Source organism: Nitrosospira sp. CT, from assembly GCF_059489795.1.
Genome location: NZ_JCAHZJ010000007.1, coordinates 1 through 19,381, shown reverse-complemented (window position 1 = coordinate 19,381; position 19,381 = coordinate 1). Strand labels below are relative to the sequence as shown.

Sequence of the window (19,381 nt, the reverse complement as noted above, 5' to 3'; positions counted from 1 at the left end):
CTATGTCATCGAGGGCTGCAACTATAATGAGCAGCTTCCAAAATAGGATATTGATACTCATCTTCCGGGACTGCTTCGGTTTTCATAATCTTAAGCCATCATCATATGCCGGGTTTTGTTGAATTGGGGTAAAAGGATTTCCAGCATGCAGGAAACTTTTGGCGGGCAGCCTCGCCCAAACCAGAATCGGGGCGAAGTTCTGCGCGCCTTTCTAAAGCTGGGTTTTACCTCTTTTGGTGGACCGATAGCCCACTTGGGATATTTCCGTGATGAATTGGTTATCCGTCGACAGTGGATGAGCGAGTCGGCGTATGCCGATCTCGTCGCGTTGTGTCAGTTTTTGCCAGGTCCCGCCAGCAGCCAGGTAGGTTTTGCGCTGGGGTTGTCAAGGGGGGGATTCATGGGCGGCCTCATCGCCTGGAGCGCCTTTACGCTGCCTTCCGCGCTGTTCCTGCTGGTCTTTGCCTATAGCGCCTTTGCCTTTGGCGCGTCGCTCGGTCAAGGCTTTATTCATGGCCTGAAGCTTGTTGCGGTGGCCGTTGTCGCGCAAGCGGTCTGGGGGATGGCGCGCAATCTTTGCCCTGATCGGGAACGCATCGGCATCGCCGTCGTCGCGGTACTGGTCGTGGTCTTCCTGCCTGGCACACCGGGGCAACTAAGTGCAATCCTCTCCGGCGCAATCGGCGGGCTTTGGCTTTGTAAAAACCTGCCGCCTGCCAATGATCGTCGGGATGACGGGCGTATAAGCATACAACTATCCAAGACGCTGTCATTGCTCGCATTGTTGGGTTTTTTCATCCTGCTTTTCGGCCTGCCACTAATTGTGATGATATCTTCCTCGCAGGGGGTGGCACTGTTCGAGGTGTTCTACCGCGCGGGCGCTCTGGTATTTGGTGGTGGGCATGTGGTTCTGCCATTGCTTGAAGCAAGCGTGGTCGAAACCGGCTGGGTCAGTGCAGACACTTTTCTTGCAGGGTATGGTGCAGCGCAGGCAGTGCCCGGGCCTTTGTTTACCTTCGCTGCATATCTGGGCGCTGTTGTTGCGCCCGAGCCCAATGGAATCTACGGGGCAGCCATATGTTTGATCGCAATATTTTTGCCCGGAATGTTGTTGCTGGTGGGTATTCTGCCGTTCTGGGATGACCTGCGCAAAAAAGATGAGGCGCGGGCGGTAATGGCGGGCACTAATGCAGCTGTGGTAGGCGTGCTTGCCTCCGCACTCTACCACCCCGTATGGACCAGTGCGGTGTTTACGCCGCCGGATTTTGCAGTGGCACTCGTGGCCTTCGTCCTGCTGACTGTCTGGAAAGTTGCACCATGGAAGGTCGTTGTGTTGACCGCGTTCGCCGGCGCGGGCCTGTCCCTGGCCTGAGGAAAGAGAGTGCCAGATTTTTCCTCCGGGATTTTTTCCTGATGCCACATTCCCGCTGATCAGTCTGCGAACATCCGCGAGAAGCCGTGGGCCGAACTCTACCGATAGAATTTCCCCTCGCGCTCGGGCTGGTAGATGATTTCCTCTATCCGTACCTTGATGGTGCCTCCGCCCGGACGCGGCCACTCTATCTCGTCGCCGGTGGAAAGCCCCAGCAGGGCGCTGCCAACCGGCGCAAGCACGGAAATTTTATCTCCGGACCCGTCGACATCTTTTGGATAGACCAGCGTCAGGCGGAAGTCCTGGCCTGAGGAATCGATGCTGAACCGTACTGTGGAGTTCATGGTTACCACCGTGGGCGGTATCTGCTCGGGCTCGACGATTTCGGCGCGTTCGAGCTCGGCTTGCAGTTCCGCATTGCCAGGAACCGCGTTAGCCGGAAGCGACTCGAGCAAGGACTCCAGCCTGTCCAGGTCCTGGGATGTCAATATGATGTGCGGTCTGCTATTCATTTCAACCTCGTTTCAAGTTCTGTTATCGCCCTTTGCTACGCCGCTAGGCGCTTGCTGCTGCTGTCTTCCTGACCTCCAGTGCCGGTTTCTCGTCGGAAGTTTTGATCGGGCCGATCGGATAGGATGCACTGATTCTATCATCAAATGTCATGATATTACCGGAGCAGCAGGAGTTCATATGCTGCTTTTATGGGCACTCCCGCTTATCAGGATTAATGACAAATGCCCCTCACCTTTGACCCCTCATCGTATTGAGCGTAGAGTCGAATAACGAACATACGATGAGCACATAATTTCTTGTTTTTTTGAGGAGCGGCGGTCATGCAATCTCCAACTATTGTAAATCCCTCCCAATTGGATCCGGTCAATCCGGCAATCGAAAGGTATATGCGCAGCCTCGTGGGACGAACTGATCATCCGGTGCTGACCGAAATGGAAGCCGTGGCTGCCAAAAACAATTTCCCGATCGTTGGCCGCCTGGTCGGCATTTTTCTGGAAACACTGGCGAAAACGATCGATGCCAAACGTATTTTCGAGTTCGGCAGCGGCTACGGCTATTCGGCTTACTGGTTCGCAAAAGCAGCCGGGGTGGACGGAAAGGTGATCTGTACCGATGGCGATCCTCAGAACAAGGAAAAGGCCGAGCAGTATCTCAAGTCTGCCGATCTGCTGGAGAGGATCGATTTTCGCACTGGCATCGCACAGGAGATATTCGGGCAGACCGAAGGATTATTCGATATCTGCTACAACGATGCAGACAAGGGAGATTATCCGGAAATCTGGCGTATGGCAAAAGAAAGGATTCGCCCAGGCGGGCTGTATGTTGCGGACAATGTGCTTTGGCACGGGCGGGTGGCGGTGGAACGTTATGTTGATATTGTTCCGGGATGGACAGAGGCCATTCTTGAGCACAACCGGCTGATCTTCAACGATCCGGAATTTGACACCTTCATAAATCCAACGCGGGATGGCGTTGTCGTGGCGCGGAGAAAGGCACCATGACAGCTATTTGTAATCCATCTCCAATGCCAGGGCCCTGAATCTCTGGAGAGAGCAGGGCTGCTGAAAAATATCGAAATAAAATATCGAAGGCTCAGATCCGGCGACTCAAATCGAAAGAAAATTTTTATAATTTTTTGTTGTATTTCTGAATGGGATGTGCAAAACTGTTTTCCAGTAAAGTTGTAGCGCGAAACTAGGGTTCCGGCTTCTTTTCTCGAAGTGCCTGGTCCGAGAGTTTCCGGCTTCGTCATGACGAGGCTCCACGGAGGGATAAAAGCCCGGGAGATCATGTAGTTATTACATTGATTCCCGGAGTTTAACCGCCGAAAAAGGAGACCTGGTCGTGCATCTCCCTCCTGTATTTTTCCCTGCTTTTTCAGTTACCAGCCCGGTTACGATAGAACTGGGTGGCAAGCAGTATATAAAGTATATAAGTCATGCCGACGGGAGCCAGTATCCAATGGCGTGCGAAGCACACCATTGTGGGTTCAGGCTGGATTCCGGGTCGTGGCCTGGAATGACGAAGTTCGTAATATTTTCTCGCCGGATAAATAGCCGCGATACAAGTCGCGATACAAAAAGCTGCAACAGTCCACTACGTCCGGGTGTCTCCTTGCTCATTGCTTCCGGCAGCATGAAGAGACCGACAAATGGTCAGCCAGGTGGAATCATTCCGTGTGTCTCGAAAGGGATATCATGTCCATAGAAGAAACCCCGAATACATTTTCCCGTCCTGCCGCCACTCCGGTCCTTGGCGACAAGCTTCACCGCAGCATGAGCGTATGGAACAGCTTTACGCTCGGATTCGCCGTTGTTTCCCCCGTGGTAGGGCTTTACGCCATCATCAGCGTCCAGACCACTGTGACAGGAGGCGGATGGTTCGGCGCGCTGGTCACCTGTCTCGTCATGCAGTTGCTCGTAGCCACGGTCTACGCCGAACTGTCTTCACAATTCCCGATTGCGGGCGGTGCATACAAATGGTCGCGTCAACTCGGAGGCGTGGTCACCGGGCAATTTGCCGGGGTCATCTACGTCAGTTCCACTATTGCCATGCTCACCACCACCGCCTATACGGGTGGCGTCTGGCTTGCCCTGTTTTTTGGAGCCGAGAGCGAAACGGGCTCTGCATTCGTGATCTGGGGCGCGGTATTCCTTCTCCTGTGCACCATTATCAACGTGGTCCACGTCAATATCTTCAAGCTGGTCATCACAATGGGAGTTTATGCGGAAGTTGTCGGCTCCCTTGGCGTGGCGCTGCTGCTGTTCCTGTTTTTCCGGCAGCATTCTTTTTCCGAACTGTTCCAGCATCTCGGCACAGGCACGGCGCCAGACCAGGCATCCGCGTTTTTGGCAGCGCTGGCGATCGCCGGCTGGGCATTCATCGGTTTTGATGCCTGCTCCACTATCGCAGAGGAAACGCACGAACCCAAGCGGATGGTGCCGCGTGCCGTCTTCTTCTCTTTATGCATGGTGGGATCGGTGGTGCTCTTCAATTCCGCCGCCCTGACACTCGCGTTCGATCGCGAGGCATTGATTGCTGCGAGCGCCACTTCCGATCCGATTACGCCTGTAATTACTGGCAGTTTTGGCGAGTGGGCGGAAAAGCCGTTTCTAGGAATCGTCATGGTCGCATTCCTGGCCTGCGGCGCCTCGGTGGTGAAATATACCTCGCGCATCGTGTATTCCATGGCGCGCGAAGGCAATATGCCTGCTGTTCTCAGCCGCTTGGCGCCAGACAAGACGCCACGCAATGCCGTTATCTGTACTGTATCCCTGGCAGGACTGGGATTGCTGTTCGGGTTGAACGACGGCGCGGTCGCCACCGTGATTGCCTTCGGTACGGGCGGGCTTTACGCCATGTTTTCCATGACGACCGGCGTGGGTTTATTCACCCGGCTTACCGGGCGCTGGAATCCGGCATTGGGTGAGTTGAAGCTTGGCGTCTGGGGATTGCTGATCAACACGGCCGCTTTTATCTGGTCTGTATTCGAACTTGTCAATATTGCCTGGCCGCGTCCCTATGCCACGGCTCCCGACGCACCGTGGTGGCAGCTTTGGGCGGTACCGCTGGTGCTGGGCAGCATTCTCGGCATTACAGCGCTATATATCCTGATAAATAAGATGCGTAAAAAATCCACTTCACACAGCACGCAGAGGGATGCGAAAACACCGCATCGATCTACAAATTGAACTGGATACACCTGAAAAACTATCGTGATGAGGAGAAAGACATGAACCAACCGGATGCACATTTGTGGGAACAACATATTCCCGGCGGTTGCCACTGGTCCGGCATTCTGCGGCGCGGTACCACGTTGCGCATGACGGATGTCAACGGTAGCGCCAATGCCTCTGTATTGTTCTTCAATCAGGAAGAAAAACTGGAGCGCTACAACATGGCCGATACGCTCAAATCCCAGCATACCTTCCGCCTGACCAGGGGACATGCCTGCCATTCGGACATGGGAAGGATATTCTGTTGCATTACCGCCGATAGCGTGGGTTGGCACGATACGGTTTGCGGCCTGAGCGACGCCGAACTGATACGCCGGAAATACGGTACCGCGCGGTATCAGGAGCACCGCAACCAGATGTTCCGCAACGGGCTGGACGGCATGCTGATCGAGCTTGGCAAATGGGGCTTAGGCATGCGGGACGTGGTATCCAATATCAATTTCTTCAGCAAGGTAACCGCCAATTCAGCCGGCGAACTCACCTTCCAGCCCGGTAACAGCAAAGCTGGGGATCATGTGGATTTGAGCTTCGAAATGGATACGCTGGTCGTGTTATCCGCTGCGCCGCATCCTCTCGACCCCTCCACCACGTACCAGCCCGGTGCAGTCAATCTCACTGCTTTTGCAACCCCATCTTCGGTGATTGCCGAATGCGCGCACATTTCCGAAAACCAGCGTGCCCGGCAAAACACTGAATGTTTATATGCTTGTCATGGAGGTGCGGCATGAATGCGAATTCAAAGAGCAAGAATTTTGTTGAAAGCAGGCTGGATCCGGATGCGGCGGTAGTGGATGAAATCTGCCCGGCAGGCGAGCCGTGGGTCAAGATCGTCAGGGAAGGACAGATTTTCCGGATCGTGGACCTGGAAGGCAATCAGGCCGTCGATACCCTGTTTTACAACGCCTCACACGCGGTGGAGCGCTATAGCGCAAGCGATACCGTACGCCGGCAGAAGAAGGTCTATCTGACTACCGGTAGCAAGCTGTACTCGAATTATGGCAACGTAATGCTCACCATCGTTGCGGATACATGCGGACGGCATGACACCTTGGGAGGGGCATGCGCGGCGGAGAGCAATACCGTGCGGTATGCGCTGGAAAAATTCCCCATGCACAGTTGCCGCGACAACTTTCTGCACGCGCTGGCGCATGAGCCGGAGTGCCAGCAGCTCGGCATCAGCAAGCGCGATATTCCCAGCAATATCAATTTCTTCATGAACGTGCCGGTGACGGAAGAGGGTGGCCTGGAATTCGTGGATGGCGTCTCCGCGCCTGGCAAATACGTGGAAATGAAGGCCGAAATGGACGTGGTGGTGCTGATTTCGAACTGCCCGCAACTTAACAACCCATGCAACGCCTACAATCCCACGCCCATTAGATTGCTGGTCTGGGACGATCCCAGTGAGATGAGCTTTACATAATCCAGTTTCTATCCCGGCTGTTTTTCACTCAACCGAGAATAAATCATGTTTGAAAAAGTATTGATAGCCAACCGCGGCGCCATTGCCTGCCGGATTATCCGTACCTTGCGGCGCATGGGAGTGAAGAGCGTTGCAGTCTATACCGAGGCAGATGCGCTATCGCGACATGTGATCGAAGCCGATGAAGCCTATTGCATAGGCAGCGGAGTCGCCGCGGAAAGCTATCTGCGTGCCGAAAAGATCCTGGAGGTCGCGACCCATGCGGGAGCAAATGCCATTCATCCAGGATATGGCTTCCTCAGTGAAAAAGCGGAATTTGCGGAGCAATGCGCTGACCATGGCATTTCCTTCATTGGCCCCACCCCCCACCAGATGCGTGCATTCGGCTTGAAGCACACGGCGCGCGAACTGGCGCAGCAGAACCAGGTACCGCTGTTGCCAGGCACAGGATTGCTCGAAGACCTGGATGATGCCTTGCGCCAGGCCGCCCATATCGGCTACCCGGTCATGCTGAAAAGCACGGCAGGGGGTGGTGGCATCGGCATGCGTTTGTGCTGGAACAAGGAAGAGTTGAGTGGAAACTACGAATCGGTGAAATACCTGGCGCAGAACAATTTCAAGGACGCCGGCCTGTTTCTCGAAAAATATGTCGAGAAAGCACGCCATATCGAGGTGCAGATATTCGGCGACGGCAAGGGCGGGGTGATCGCACTGGGTGAGCGGGACTGCTCGATGCAGCGGCGCAACCAGAAGGTGATCGAAGAAACGCCAGCGGCTAATCTGCCGCCGCGCGTGCGCCAGGCGTTGCTGGAGGCGGCGGTCCGCTTGGGCCAGTCAGTCAACTACCAGTCCGCAGGTACGGTGGAGTACATTTTCGATGCCTCCACCGCGGAATTTTATTTCCTGGAGGTGAATACGCGGCTACAGGTTGAGCATGGGATAACCGAGGAAGTGACCGGCATCGACCTTGTGGAATGGATGGTTCGGCAAGCCGCTGGAGACTTGCCACCTCTGGATTCATTCGATATCCAGCCGCATGGGGCCTCCATCCAGGTACGTGTGTACGCAGAGAATGCGGTCAAGGATTTTCAACCTTCCTGCGGTATCCTCACGGCGGCAGAGTTTCCGTCTCCGTCCGCCGCGCGCGTGGAAACCTGGGTGGAACGCGGTGTCGATGTCACGCCATTTTATGATCCCATGCTGGCAAAAATCATCGTGTACGCGCCCGACCGGGAGCAGGCCATTGCGCGGCTGCTGGAAGCCCTGGACGTGACGGCATTGCACGGGGTAGAAACCAACGTTGGCTACCTGAGGCAGATCCTGCGCAGCGAGGCTTTTCGCAGCGGGCAACATACGACGAGCTTTCTGAACAGTTTTCGTTATACCGCCCATACCATCGATGTCCTCAGTCCGGGAGTGCAGACCACGGTGCAGGATTATCCCGGGCGGACAGGATACTGGAGCATCGGCGTGCCGCCATCGGGACCGATGGATGGTCTGGCGTTCCGTCTGGCCAATCGGCTCGTCAATAACAGCGAGGATAAGGCAGGGCTGGAGATTACGCTTTCCGGCCCGGCGCTGCGCTTCAACTGTGACAGCGTTATTGCTGTATGTGGCGCGCCGATGGAGGTGCGCCTGGATGGTGAACCGCTTGCCTGTTGGCGGGCGCATCGTGTCAAGGCCGGTTCGTTGTTGCAGTTCGGCAAACTCGTAAATCATGGGTGCCGCGCTTATCTGGCAGTGCAGGGAGGAATCCGGGTTCCCGACTACCTGGACAGTAAATCTACCTTCACCCTTGGCCACTTCGGCGGGCACGCAGGCCGCACCCTCCTCACCGGCGACGTGCTGCATATCTTTGAAGCCAGAAAAGACGGCGATAGCGGATTTGAGCAGGGGCTGCCGGAGGAATTGGTACCGCGCTACACCGACAGCTGGGAAATAGGGGTGCTGTACGGGCCGCACGGTGCACCGGATTTTTTCACTGAGGAGGATATCGAAACCCTCTTCGCCACTGATTGGGAAGTGCATTACAATTCCAATCGCACCGGGGTGCGGCTGATCGGCCCCAAGCCCCATTGGGCGCGCAGCGATGGCGGTGAAGCAGGGCTGCATCCCTCCAATATTCACGACAACGCCTATGCCGTAGGTACCGTGGATTTTACGGGGGATATGCCTGTGATACTCGGTCCCGATGGTCCCAGCCTCGGCGGCTTCGTGTGCCCGGTTACCATTATCCAGGCCGAATTGTGGAAGATGGGACAGCTCAAGCCGGGCGATCGCGTGCGCTTTCACAGGATGCCGATGGAGCAGGCGCTGGCGCTGGAGTTGCAACAGGATGCAAGGATAAAAGACCTCCAGGTTCCGCAAAACGCTTCATCGGAGGCGGAGCAGGGCGCAACCACCGAACCCACCCCGGTGCTCCACTTCATCCCGCAAAGCGACGGCCAGGTGCAGGTCGTATATCGCCAGGCAGGCGACAAGAACCTGCTGGTCGAGTATGGTCCGCTCGAGCTCGATCTCAATTTGCGCTTCCGCGCGCACGCGCTGATGGATTGGGTGCAGACAGCGTGCAATGACGGGGAACTGGAAGGCATTCTGGATCTGACACCCGGCATCCGTTCGCTGCAAGTGCATTTCGATTCCCGCGTACTGCCACGCGATAAGCTGCTGGAGATGCTGGTCGGTGCGGAAAAGAAATTGCCCGATATCGATGATATGGAGGTCCCGGCACGCATCGTCCATCTTCCACTGTCGTGGGACGATGCTGCCACCCGGCTGGCGATAGAAAAGTATATGCAGTCAGTGCGCAGTGATGCGCCCTGGTGCCCGAGCAACATCGAATTCATCCGCCGGATCAATGGTCTCGACAGTATCGAGGAAGTGCAGCACATCGTATTTTCCGCGAACTATCTTGTCATGGGGCTGGGTGATGTCTATCTGGGCGCGCCGGTTGCTACACCTGTGGACCCGCGTCATCGCCTGGTGACCACGAAGTACAACCCTGCGCGCACCTGGACGCCCGAGAATGCGGTTGGCATAGGCGGGGCCTATTTGTGCATATACGGGATGGAAGGTCCCGGAGGCTATCAGTTTGTGGGCCGCACGGTGCAGATGTGGAACCGTTATCGCCAGACAGCCGATTTCAAGGAAGGAAAACCCTGGCTGCTGCGTTTCTTTGACCAGATCCGTTTCTATCCGGTTAGCGAAAGCGAACTGCTTGAGCTGCGCAAGGATTTCATTACCGGACACTTCAAGCTGAAGATCGAGGAGACAACATTCAGTTTGAAACAGTACAACGCTTTCCTGAAAGAAAATGCCGCATCCATCGGCGCTTTCAAAGCAAAGCAGCAGGCGGCGTTTGAAGCCGAGCGTGAACGCTGGAAGGCCGAAGGCAAGGCTGAGTACGTGAGCGAGGTTACACTTGAGGAAGCGGATGCGCAGAGCGAACTGGATTTGCCCTCTGGTTCCCAGGTTGTCAGTGCGCATGTAACCGGCACGGTATGGAAACTGCTCGTCAAGGAAGGGCAGCGTGTCGAAATGGGAAATCCAGTGGTAGTGGTGGAATCCATGAAAATGGAATTCTCCGTGGAGGCGCCGGTCAGCGGTACGGTGCGACAGCTATTCTGCAAGGAGGGGAGCCATATATCCGCCGGGCAGATGTTGCTTGTCGTTCAGGAGGAGTGAATATGAGCAAGCTTGGCCCCCTGGGCGATATCCCCTCCCTGCTGCAACGCTATGCCACTGGCGAGCTGAATCCTACCGGGGTGATGGAGGCGGTGCATGCGCTGATCCAGGACGATCCCGACAATGTTTGGATACACAAGCTGCCACTGGAATCACTGCGGCAATATGCCCGGAAGGTGGAAGAAAAAGGGATGGCTGCACTGCCTTTATACGGCATTCCCTTCGCTATCAAGGACAATATCGACCTTGCCGGTGTTCCAACTACAGCGGCTTGCCCGGCGTTTACTTATACACCGCAACGCAGCGCAACCGTGGTACAGAGACTGATCGACGCGGGTGCGATTCCCATCGGCAAGGCCAATCTCGATCAGTTCGCTACCGGGTTGAACGGTACCCGCTCTCCCTATGGTGTCTGTCGCAACGCCTTCAATCCCGAATACATCTCCGGCGGATCAAGCTCGGGTTCAGCAGTGGCTCTAGCGAAGGGCTGGGTATGTTTCAGCCTGGGAACCGATACTGCGGGCTCCGGCAGGGTGCCCGCTGCCTTCAATAATCTCATCGGGTATAAACCCACCAGGGGCTGGCTTTCCACGCACGGTGTCGTACCCGCCTGCCGCTCGCTGGATTGCGTGTCCATCTTTGCCTTTACCGTTGCCGATGCGGAGCGAGTCCTCGAAGCAGCTGTCAGCTATGATGAGGAAGACATTTATTCCCGCCAGAGAGGGAACAGCGATGATCTTCCCTCGCAAACCCTTCGACAGCGTTTCCGTTTTGGTATACCGCACCGGCAGCAACTGCAATTCTTCGGCAATTCGGAGAGTGCCAGGTTATTCGCGGAAGCGATAACGCAACTGCAAGCATTGGGCGGTGAGGTCATCGAGATCGATTTTTCGCCCTTTCTGGAAGTAGCACACCTGCTTTATGGGGGGCCATGGGTAGCCGAGCGTTATGCCGCCATTCAGCAATTTTTTGATCTGCATAGCGATGAGGTAATTTCGCCGGTACGAGAGATCATTGCCGGCGCACACCGATTCTCGGCGGCAGATGCCTACAACGGCTCGTATCGCTTGCATAAACTTAAGCGCCAGGCTGACCGTACCTGGTCTGAAGTGGACTGGCTGCTGACGCCCACCGCCGGGACCATTTATCGCATCGAGGAAATGCTGGCGGATCCAATTCGCTTGAACACGAATCTGGGCTACTACACCAACTACATGAACCTGCTCGACTATTCGGCAGTGGCGGTGCCTGCCGGATTTCAGAATGACGGATTGCCGTTTGGCGTAACCCTGGTGACTCCAGCCCATCAGGATGTCTCGCTGTTGCATCTTGCCGCACGTCTGCAACAGGCCTATTCGCTGCCCCTGGGGGTTACCGGTATTCCACTGCGAGAAGAGGTTTCGCCAGAAATGGCTTCTTTTCAGAGGCCAGCACCGCCGGAGCAACCAGTCCTCGTGCGTGTAGCGGTGTGCGGCGCGCATCTGTCCGGTCTGCCGTTGAATCCTCAATTGACTAGCCGCAACGGACGCCTGGTAGCAAATACCACAACTTCCCCCGACTACAAACTCTATGCGCTTCCGGGAACACCGCCGCTTCGCCCCGGATTGGTGCGAGTGGATAAGAACGAGCGAGGGTTCGCGATCGAAGTGGAGGTGTGGGAACTGCCAGCAAGCGAATTTGGCAGTTTTGTGGCAGGCATACCTGCTCCCTTGGGGATCGGCACCATTACCCTTGCGGGCGGCGAACCCGTACAGAGTTTCCTATGCGAGGGCTACGCGGTAGCGGATGCGAAGGATATTAGCTCGTTTGGCGGTTGGAGGAGCTACTTGCAACGATTTGGCACCTCAATGAATGCAGGTAATTAAACCAAAGATCCTGCTTCAGCTAACCCGGATATTTCTTAAAGACAAGGTAGGCGCAGCGTGTAGAACCCGTAGAATCAAGTTTCTGACAAAATTTTGAGGGGATTGGGCGGATGTCAAAGTGTTACCGCCAATCAGATCCAAGGGGGCGGAAGCCGAATTATCAAAGCCGATTTCAGGGGGGTCCCCATAACCTCTCACTCTAGCTGATGCTCTTGCGTTCAGCGGACCAGCGATCGGTCTTATCGTGTGACAGTACTGTGCTTAAAGCAATGGAAGTAAGAACGCAAAGCTCAAGCACATGCCGGCAGAATCAATATGGGGTAGTGCGCAGCGTTGGGAGATATCGACCAAAGACGGCAGATCGTTCAGAACGTGTAAGGACATTGAGGTCAACTAGAGCTGAGAAAACACTCGTGAAGTTGAAAAGCAGCCGCGAGTTTGTAGGGCAAAACACTGCTAAGATGCCGCTTGTATTTACGCTGTCATGAAGGCTTAGTCATCAATGCAATCACTTTGACGCCTGGTTGAGTCCTTGCCGCCTTAAGAAACCTTTCCACTTCGACCGCTACCGAGATAACCTCTACTCATGATACATACACTGTTTCCGTTCAAGATGGTTAGCAAAAGTAGATGGATCAACTACAAATAGATACCGTGGGGAGAATTAATCGCAATTTATGGAGATTTCTACATGTTGTTTCTAAAATTGATTAAAGGCTTTTCTTTCCAAATCCTGGCCTTATTATGCGTTGCAATTTTTATTGCTGGCTGTGACAAAGGGGAGGCACCAGTTACTCCCCATAAACTTTCAGAACTAAAGGTAGGGTATATACCCATTGCGGACGCAGCTCAACTTTATGTGGCTAAGGATATGGATTTATTTCGTAAGCATGGCATAGAAGTAAAACCTATCGCTTTTGCCGGCGGCGCAAAAATAATCCAGGCGCTCTCTGCAGGAGAACTCGATGTAGGTTTTACCGGTACGGTTCCGTTAATTCAAGCAAATTCACGCGGCCTACAAATTAGAGCCATTACGGGTGGTTCTATTCAAAGCGAAAAAAACCCGTACCAAGCTATAGCTGTATCGGCAAAATCCGAAATAGTTACGCCACAGCAATTAATTGGAGCAACTATTGGAGTTAATGTATTTAAAAGCATTGATCACGCCTTCGCTCTTGCGTGGCTCGAAAAACACGATGTGGAAGGGAGATTAGTCAAGTTTGTAGAGATTCCATTTCCACAAATGGAGGCAGCCCTCAGTTCGAAGCAAATTCAGGCCGCTTCCATGATTGAACCTTATTTGACCCTAGCAAAAAGCAGGCGTGATGTTCGGATTTTAGGATACCACATCGTAGATGTGAAGCCTAACTTTGAAATGACAACGTATGCAGTAACATTAGACAAATTAAACTTAAATCGCAAAGAATTTAAAGCCTTTCAAGCAGCGGTAAACGAAGCAACAGACTTAATTAATAACGGTAACGTAAATTTAGTGAAAGTTATATCTGAGAACGTAAACCTGGATGAAAATACAGTCAGTCAAATGGCGATCCCAAATTTTGGCAACAAGCCCACCGTGGCTAATCTTAAGTTTGTATCAGATATGATGATGAAGTTAGGATTTATTGAAACAGCTCCCAACGTTGAAGAGCTGATTTTGACGCTGGATTAGGTTTGCATGAGTGATGTTTTACTTCACCTTAATGATATATCCCATAGCTTCGGGGGCGCGCATCTTACAGTCAATAATCTTCAATTATCGGTGGATGAAGGTGAGATTGTCGCTTTTGTAGGCCCTTCAGGGTGTGGCAAAACGACACTCTTGAAAATAATAAGCGGTCTTATCACTCCTGATCGGGGAGAGGTGTTATATCGGGGGAAACGCGTTACAGAAATTTTGCCCTCAGCAGCGTTTGTCTTTCAGGATTACTCCAGCTCACTCTTGCCCTGGAGGAATGTATGGTCAAACGTCAGACTAGGGTTAGAACATCAAAATCATACTTGCCCGGATCGAGAGCAAATCGTTGCGGACATGTTGGAACTCATGCATTTGACACATGCGAAATCGCTGATGCCCCATGAGCTATCCGGCGGGATGAAGCAGCGTGTAGCAATCGCTCGGGCACTTGCCATTAGCCCAGATATATTACTTATGGACGAGCCCTTCGGTTCCCTTGACGAGATGTCGAGGGCAAGATTGCAGGACGAGGTTTTGGCTATTCATAACAATTCGCAACCAAAAAAAACTATTTTAACTGTCACCCATGATATAGATGAAGCAGTATATATGAGCCATCGTATCATTATATTATCACCTCGAACGTCTAATATCATAAAAGAAATTAATAACGATCTCGATTGGCCGCGAAATCAAATAGGCACACGCCTCAGCCATCGCTTTTCAGTCCTTCGATCGGAAATATACAAGATTATGAGCCCCGAGGTAGATAGATGAAACTATCCTACCCCGGCCTTTTAACGGTATTTTTTTTCTGCTTGGCTTGGGAATTAGTATCGTATTCCGGTTTTGTGAAACCGGATATTTATCTTCCCCCTTTCAGCGTTGTTATGACAATAACAGTCCAGTCCATCTGGTCCGGTGGGCTGTTTCATCATATTGCCGTTACTCTATACCGCGCAATAATGGGGCTGTTCATTGCGATATGCGTTGCGGTCCCTCTCGGAATCATGATGGGACATTATCGAAAAATACATGATGCCGGAAAGTTAATGGTTGAGTTGCTCCGCCCAATGCCACCAATTGCCCTGATCCCCGTCGGCATCATATTTTTAGGTCTTTATGACCAGATGAAGATTTCCATTATTGCTTTTGGCTGCTTCTGGCCTATTCTGGTGAATACCGTTACCGGAGTTCAGCAGATAAATAAGGATATGCTGGATGTTGCTAAAGTGTTCCGTTTGAGCCGGGGGAAAATATTGTATGAAATTGTTTTCAGAAGTTCTTTGCCTTACATTCTAGCGGGCATCCGCGTTGCGTTATCAATAGCCCTTATTGTCAGTGTGGCGGTTGACATGTTAGTTGGCTCGGACGGAATCGGCTTTTTTATTATAGATTCTGAGCGAAGCTTTAAATTTGGGGAGATGTATGCTGGGCTAATTTCTCTAGCTGTCGTTGGATTTATAGTCAATCACTGTCTTGAATTACTCTCTGCGAGAATAAATAAAACGTAAGGAAGAGGCATGAAGGAGTGGTGGAAGAATTATAAGGGAGTGATACTTCCTTTAATAGGAACTGGTTTACTTGTGGCCGGTTGGCCGCTTTATTTCGCTATCGAGAACATTATTTCGGATGAGGCAATAAAATGGGTAAGCAAGGTTGATAATAACGGCATCAGTAATGGCTTTAAGTTCTATTTTGCTTTGCTAAGCTCCTTAATTGGAAGTGCGGGAATTATAAGTATATTTTTTGGTATATATTTTTTTTGGACGCAGCGGCCGATCGAAAAAAAAGCAGAGAGCTTATTGGAGAAATCTGGAGGCACGTTAGAAGTTGCAAAAGCCTTGCTAGGTCCCATAGCAAATCAGAACTTCGTTATAGGTTCTCCTAAAGGTAACGAGATGATGGATGTGATTTTTAAAGATTATTATGACGACCCCCAGACGCTAAATATTAGCTTTATGGGGACGGCATATGGCGCATTTAGCCTTAACCCAGAGGATAGCGACTATGGTTTCCTCCATGCGTTAAAGCAGCATATTAGAAACTGTGAGGGGGAAACCGATACGGCATTAGGGAAAATTAAGTTTGTTTGTGGTAATAAGCCACTCTATTCCCTATCGGCAAAATATTTATGTCTAGAACTTTTAAGCGAAATAAAGAAACACGCCCAACAACAGATAGAGGAATTGAGCGTTGCATATCCTTATGAGGATTGTATACCCGCGACACTTATTATTAGCGGTGGAAGTGGACCAAGAGCACTTATTGCGCCCTCGATAGGTCAAGAGGATAAAGATTTTTTGGCAAAGTATTACTCTATCGGTTTTATTATTAAAGATATTAAAGGTTCAAAAGCAAGCAATGTAATAAAGCGCTTGCGAAATCCCTTTGAGACCCATATGAAAAATACACCGGAAGAGTGGGTACTAGATCGTCATGCTCAAGCGATTGAAATATCTAATCTTCATAGAATTAAATTTGTCAAGTGTGTAAGTGATGCCATTGCTGGCAATAACATGGGTGAATTAGGTGAATTCGAGCATTCTTTTTTCAGAAAGCTTTTTAAACCTGAATTCGACAACAATGCCGTCATCGTCACGGAACCGTTTCACATTCCATTTAACCAAATCGAAAGCGCATCAAAATTCATAGCCTGTTGTATTAAGGAAATAGAGAAAGAGACGTTAATAAATAAAGGCAGTTAAACCGGTAAGGAATTGTAGGCTAAATTTGAACATGTCATTTGAAGCGAAACTGTTGGCTCTCATCGATGAGTTGCCCATGATTCAGCACCCCTGGTTCAAGGGAATTATTGGGCACCAATTTTCTAAGCAGCAGATAGTGGCAGGAGAGCTTCAGCATTATTTGCGTGTACGTCGGAACGCTGAGATATTTGGCTCAGTTGTGATCAACGCATCCAAGGAAGGGGACTACGAAGCATTGGAGGTGGCTCGGGAAAATTACAAGGACGAAATGTTGGGTTTAAAGACACACGCCGATCTAATGTTTCAGTTTCTGGAAGAATTGGGTTACGACAAAAATGTTGCTGATGGGGTTGAGCCTATGCCTGGAACGATGGCAGGCATTGAGATGCTCACCAATGGCGCGAGCAACATGACTGGAATTGAAGGCATTGCAATGCTCTCTTTGCCGGAATACCAAAATGGGGGAGCAAGCGGAGTCGCTGCACAAGTATATAGCGCACTAACAAAATATTACGGTTTTTCAAAATATGCTGCTGAAACTTTCCAAGTCCATGCTGGTGATGATGTAGCACATGGCGCGACCCAAGTTGCCTTACTCACGCGACGAGTGGCCGAGAAGCCCGAGCTTCAAGAAAAAATATTACGTGCAGCTAAATTTGGCATAAATGCTTTTAATTTTGAATGGGATGGTCATTATCAAGCAGCTACCAAGTGCCGATATTTTTGGGCAGGACCTGGATCTTTAGAGCCGGAGTCCAACAACCCTAGGCTGTTCACAATCGCCGAAATGGACTATGAACGGTGATCTGTTTCCTAGATCACTGCCCTACAATCTTCCGCATAATCCGCATCAAAATGCCGACGCCCAATTAAATTGGATAAATTCGGTTGACCGCTTATTTCTTGCGAACGCGAATCCACATCTTGCTAAAGTTATGGATGCCGAGAAGGTAAGCAACAAGTTTCGCGGTGCTTACAACTGGTGTTAACAACATCACAATGGTGCGCGAGGTCAACGTCGTTTAGTTATGTTTTCTGGTTTCAGAGGTGTATCAGTTTTGAAACGAGAGATAACCAAGCAGGCAGCGTGCCTGATCGATCATATTAGCAACAATTCGCCTGAAGAACATGTTTTTGGCATTGGCGTAAATGATCGTTTTTTTGTTGGGATGGGCGTCACTTCACAACTTGTGCCAGACAAGGGAGAGGGAGACGCATGGCGGCGGATCGGCGAATATTTGTACCAAAATCAGGACCATTGGGTCGCCGGGTATATTGGGTACGACATATTAAGTAAAGCCGCTGCATTCAACCACGATGCTATCCCATCCATACATCTTGTTAGTCCAGATTCCGTATATGAAGTGAGTAAGGAAAATATATCACCCTTACTGACAGGGAGCCTGACGCCCATAGCTCAATCTTCGCTTAATTCCAGACATTTCAGACTGAAGAGCCTTGTGTCGTTAGTAGATTTTGACACGGATTTAGATGGTGAATATCTGACATGCATAGACAAAGCATATAAATGGGTAGGGGAATGTAAGGAGCAAAAGCGTCGAATGACGGTATCTCGGCGAATCGATTTTGATGTTCCATTTGATTTGAAGCAGTCAGTAATTCCGTTTTCTGGTGAACCAGAATCGAGCGTGCCTTGTTATTGGCGATCCGGTCACATTGAGTTTGGAGGGGTAAGTCCTGAGCGGACTTTATATAAAGAAGCTGGATCAAACACGTATCATTGCCAGAAAGTTTCGGGGACATTTGTAAGGGATGAAGATTCTGATAGGGACCGGGCTCTCTGGCAGCATTTTTTAACTAATAAAAAAAATAATGATGAGCACGATATTTCAACCGCTGACTTGATTAATAGCGCACAGATGCTCGGGACTATCTCTAAAAGACATAAAGAGATACTTGATATGCCTAATATCCGGCACTTTCGTACTACCTTTGATTTAACTCCACATGAAAATAAGAAGGTGGTCGACGTGTGCCGCGAGCTTTATCCCAGGGGCGTTCAGCCGGTAGAGGATGGATTGAAGAAAATATTTCAATTCGAATCAAAAAGCAGGGGACCGTATTACGGGATGTTTTTTGTTCAAACCCCTTCGGGCACAGTTATAGGCGTCCATATAATTCGAATGTTATTCCGGGACGTAAAACTTGATAGGTATTATGCTAGTTGTGGTTCTTGCATTACCAGGAATTCCGATTTGATGGAGGAATATGAAGAGACCAGATTAAAACTTAGCAGTATTGTGGCTCGTTTGTAGACGCTGTTCGTTGCCATTTTCCTCCAGCGTGATCGCGACCTTTGCTGCCAATACGCGGCGCAACGCCCAATCCACAACCGCAGGGTGATAGACGAATCCTATCTCGTTATTCAACCAAATATTCTCTTCCAACTTAATAGAACAACAACGATAAAAAGGAACATCAGTGCCTGAGGCCAGTACCTGGCTGCATAATCTTTCCAGTCCGTCCCGACTTTGATCGGTATCTGTAGCTTGAACTCGGTACCAGCGGGACGTTTACCATCGAGATAGAGCGCGTACTGTCCAACCGAATCAAACTTGAATGCCTGAGTGAGAGTACCGGATGCATACGCCTGCGGTGGGGTTGACAACAATTCCTGCTCCCCATTTTTGTCCGACAGTTTGACCAACCGAAGCGCCAGGGGAACATGACGGGCAGATTCAGGATAAAGCAGATCCAGCGTTACATTGAGTGTGCCCGGGCTTGGCACTTTGCCGCAGAGGACGGGAACGGCCTTGGCGCTGGTTGTAGTAGCCCCCAATTGAACCGGACACAGATGCACTGATGACAGGAGATAGGCATATGCCTGGTGCTATGCATAGTGCTTCGGGTTTTGAACGTATTGAAGTAGTAACCGGTGTTGAGC

General features: G+C 51.3%; 15 protein-coding genes and 1 riboswitch. Of the genes, 13 read left to right on the top strand and 2 right to left on the bottom strand.

Annotated elements, in window-relative coordinates:
- Window positions 1-145: 145 nt before the first annotated feature.
- Window positions 146-1,372 carry a chromate efflux transporter gene (gene chrA / locus AC52W5_RS01620; RefSeq protein WP_495669718.1) on the top strand — a complete coding sequence of 409 codons (1,227 nt, stop codon included), beginning with the start codon at window positions 146-148 and terminating at the stop codon, window positions 1,370-1,372.
- A gap of 98 nt (window positions 1,373-1,470) precedes the next feature.
- Here the strand turns inward: chrA and rnk are convergent, their stop codons facing one another.
- Window positions 1,471-1,884 carry a nucleoside diphosphate kinase regulator gene (rnk, locus tag AC52W5_RS01615; RefSeq protein ID WP_074973509.1) on the bottom strand — a complete coding sequence of 138 codons (414 nt, stop codon included), beginning with the start codon at window positions 1,882-1,884 and terminating at the stop codon, window positions 1,471-1,473.
- A gap of 321 nt (window positions 1,885-2,205) precedes the next feature.
- Between rnk and AC52W5_RS01610 the strand changes: the two genes are divergently transcribed.
- From AC52W5_RS01610 to AC52W5_RS01555, 12 genes are all read left to right on the top strand, one after another.
- Window positions 2,206-2,886 (top strand): O-methyltransferase, encoded by a 681-nt coding sequence (locus tag AC52W5_RS01610; RefSeq protein ID WP_495669717.1) that lies wholly within the window; start codon window positions 2,206-2,208, stop codon window positions 2,884-2,886.
- A gap of 182 nt (window positions 2,887-3,068) precedes the next feature.
- Window positions 3,069-3,173: riboswitch (guanidine-I (ykkC/yxkD leader) on the top strand.
- 409 nt (window positions 3,174-3,582) lie between these two features.
- Window positions 3,583-5,076: an APC family permease gene (locus tag AC52W5_RS01605; RefSeq protein ID WP_495669716.1), complete on the top strand. Its 1,494-nt coding sequence runs from the start codon at window positions 3,583-3,585 to the stop codon at window positions 5,074-5,076.
- A gap of 41 nt (window positions 5,077-5,117) precedes the next feature.
- Window positions 5,118-5,849, top strand: coding sequence for an urea amidolyase associated protein UAAP1 (locus AC52W5_RS01600; protein WP_495669715.1), 732 nt, complete (start codon window positions 5,118-5,120; stop codon window positions 5,847-5,849).
- Window positions 5,846-6,541: an urea amidolyase associated protein UAAP2 gene (locus tag AC52W5_RS01595; RefSeq protein WP_495669714.1), complete on the top strand. Its 696-nt coding sequence runs from the start codon at window positions 5,846-5,848 to the stop codon at window positions 6,539-6,541. The genes AC52W5_RS01600 and AC52W5_RS01595 overlap by 4 nt, the downstream gene beginning before the upstream one ends.
- Before the next feature lie 45 nt (window positions 6,542-6,586).
- Complete coding sequence (gene uca, locus AC52W5_RS01590; protein WP_495669713.1) at window positions 6,587-10,225, top strand: urea carboxylase; 3,639 nt, start codon at window positions 6,587-6,589, stop codon at window positions 10,223-10,225.
- A gap of 2 nt (window positions 10,226-10,227) precedes the next feature.
- Complete coding sequence (gene atzF, locus AC52W5_RS01585) at window positions 10,228-12,090, top strand: allophanate hydrolase (protein ID WP_495669712.1); 1,863 nt, start codon at window positions 10,228-10,230, stop codon at window positions 12,088-12,090.
- Window positions 12,091-12,781: 691 nt separating this feature from the next.
- A complete protein-coding gene (locus tag AC52W5_RS01580; protein ID WP_495669711.1) occupies window positions 12,782-13,762 on the top strand; it encodes an ABC transporter substrate-binding protein in 981 nt (326 codons plus the stop codon).
- Between the two features lie 6 nt (window positions 13,763-13,768).
- Window positions 13,769-14,545, top strand: a complete 777-nt coding sequence (locus AC52W5_RS01575) for an ABC transporter ATP-binding protein (RefSeq protein ID WP_495669710.1) — start codon at window positions 13,769-13,771, stop codon at window positions 14,543-14,545.
- Window positions 14,542-15,282 carry an ABC transporter permease gene (locus AC52W5_RS01570; protein ID WP_495669709.1) on the top strand — a complete coding sequence of 247 codons (741 nt, stop codon included), beginning with the start codon at window positions 14,542-14,544 and terminating at the stop codon, window positions 15,280-15,282. The genes AC52W5_RS01575 and AC52W5_RS01570 overlap by 4 nt, the downstream gene beginning before the upstream one ends.
- A 9-nt stretch (window positions 15,283-15,291) precedes the next feature.
- On the top strand, window positions 15,292-16,476 hold the full coding sequence (locus AC52W5_RS01565) for a hypothetical protein (protein ID WP_495669708.1): 1,185 nt from the start codon (window positions 15,292-15,294) through the stop codon (window positions 16,474-16,476).
- Between the two features lie 31 nt (window positions 16,477-16,507).
- The gene (locus AC52W5_RS01560; protein ID WP_495669707.1) at window positions 16,508-17,281 is read left to right on the top strand and encodes an iron-containing redox enzyme family protein; all 774 of its coding nucleotides are present in this window, start codon (window positions 16,508-16,510) and stop codon (window positions 17,279-17,281) included.
- Between the two features lie 253 nt (window positions 17,282-17,534).
- On the top strand, window positions 17,535-18,752 hold the full coding sequence (locus AC52W5_RS01555) for a chorismate-binding protein (RefSeq protein ID WP_495669706.1): 1,218 nt from the start codon (window positions 17,535-17,537) through the stop codon (window positions 18,750-18,752).
- A gap of 110 nt (window positions 18,753-18,862) precedes the next feature.
- On the opposite strand, the gene AC52W5_RS01550 is transcribed toward AC52W5_RS01555, so the two are convergent.
- Complete coding sequence (locus AC52W5_RS01550) at window positions 18,863-19,276, bottom strand: hypothetical protein (protein ID WP_495669705.1); 414 nt, start codon at window positions 19,274-19,276, stop codon at window positions 18,863-18,865.
- Window positions 19,277-19,381: the final 105 nt, after the last annotated feature.

Excerpts from the sequence above, each read along its gene's own strand:
- uca (WP_495669713.1), top strand. The coding sequence starts at position 6,587 with ATGTTTGAAAAAGTATTGATAGCCAACCGCGGCGCCATTGCCTGCCGG.
- AC52W5_RS01560 (WP_495669707.1), top strand. The coding sequence starts at position 16,508 with ATGTCATTTGAAGCGAAACTGTTGGCTCTCATCGATGAGTTGCCCATG.
- AC52W5_RS01570 (WP_495669709.1), top strand. The coding sequence starts at position 14,542 with ATGAAACTATCCTACCCCGGCCTTTTAACGGTATTTTTTTTCTGCTTG.
- AC52W5_RS01600 (WP_495669715.1), top strand. The coding sequence starts at position 5,118 with ATGAACCAACCGGATGCACATTTGTGGGAACAACATATTCCCGGCGGT.
- AC52W5_RS01595 (WP_495669714.1), top strand. The coding sequence starts at position 5,846 with ATGAATGCGAATTCAAAGAGCAAGAATTTTGTTGAAAGCAGGCTGGAT.
- AC52W5_RS01565 (WP_495669708.1), top strand. The coding sequence starts at position 15,292 with ATGAAGGAGTGGTGGAAGAATTATAAGGGAGTGATACTTCCTTTAATA.
- AC52W5_RS01605 (WP_495669716.1), top strand. The coding sequence starts at position 3,583 with ATGTCCATAGAAGAAACCCCGAATACATTTTCCCGTCCTGCCGCCACT.
- AC52W5_RS01580 (WP_495669711.1), top strand. The coding sequence starts at position 12,782 with ATGTTGTTTCTAAAATTGATTAAAGGCTTTTCTTTCCAAATCCTGGCC.
- rnk (WP_074973509.1), bottom strand. The coding sequence starts at position 1,884 with ATGAATAGCAGACCGCACATCATATTGACATCCCAGGACCTGGACAGG.
- AC52W5_RS01610 (WP_495669717.1), top strand. The coding sequence starts at position 2,206 with ATGCAATCTCCAACTATTGTAAATCCCTCCCAATTGGATCCGGTCAAT.
- atzF (WP_495669712.1), top strand. The coding sequence starts at position 10,228 with ATGAGCAAGCTTGGCCCCCTGGGCGATATCCCCTCCCTGCTGCAACGC.
- AC52W5_RS01575 (WP_495669710.1), top strand. The coding sequence starts at position 13,769 with ATGAGTGATGTTTTACTTCACCTTAATGATATATCCCATAGCTTCGGG.
- chrA (WP_495669718.1), top strand. The coding sequence starts at position 146 with ATGCAGGAAACTTTTGGCGGGCAGCCTCGCCCAAACCAGAATCGGGGC.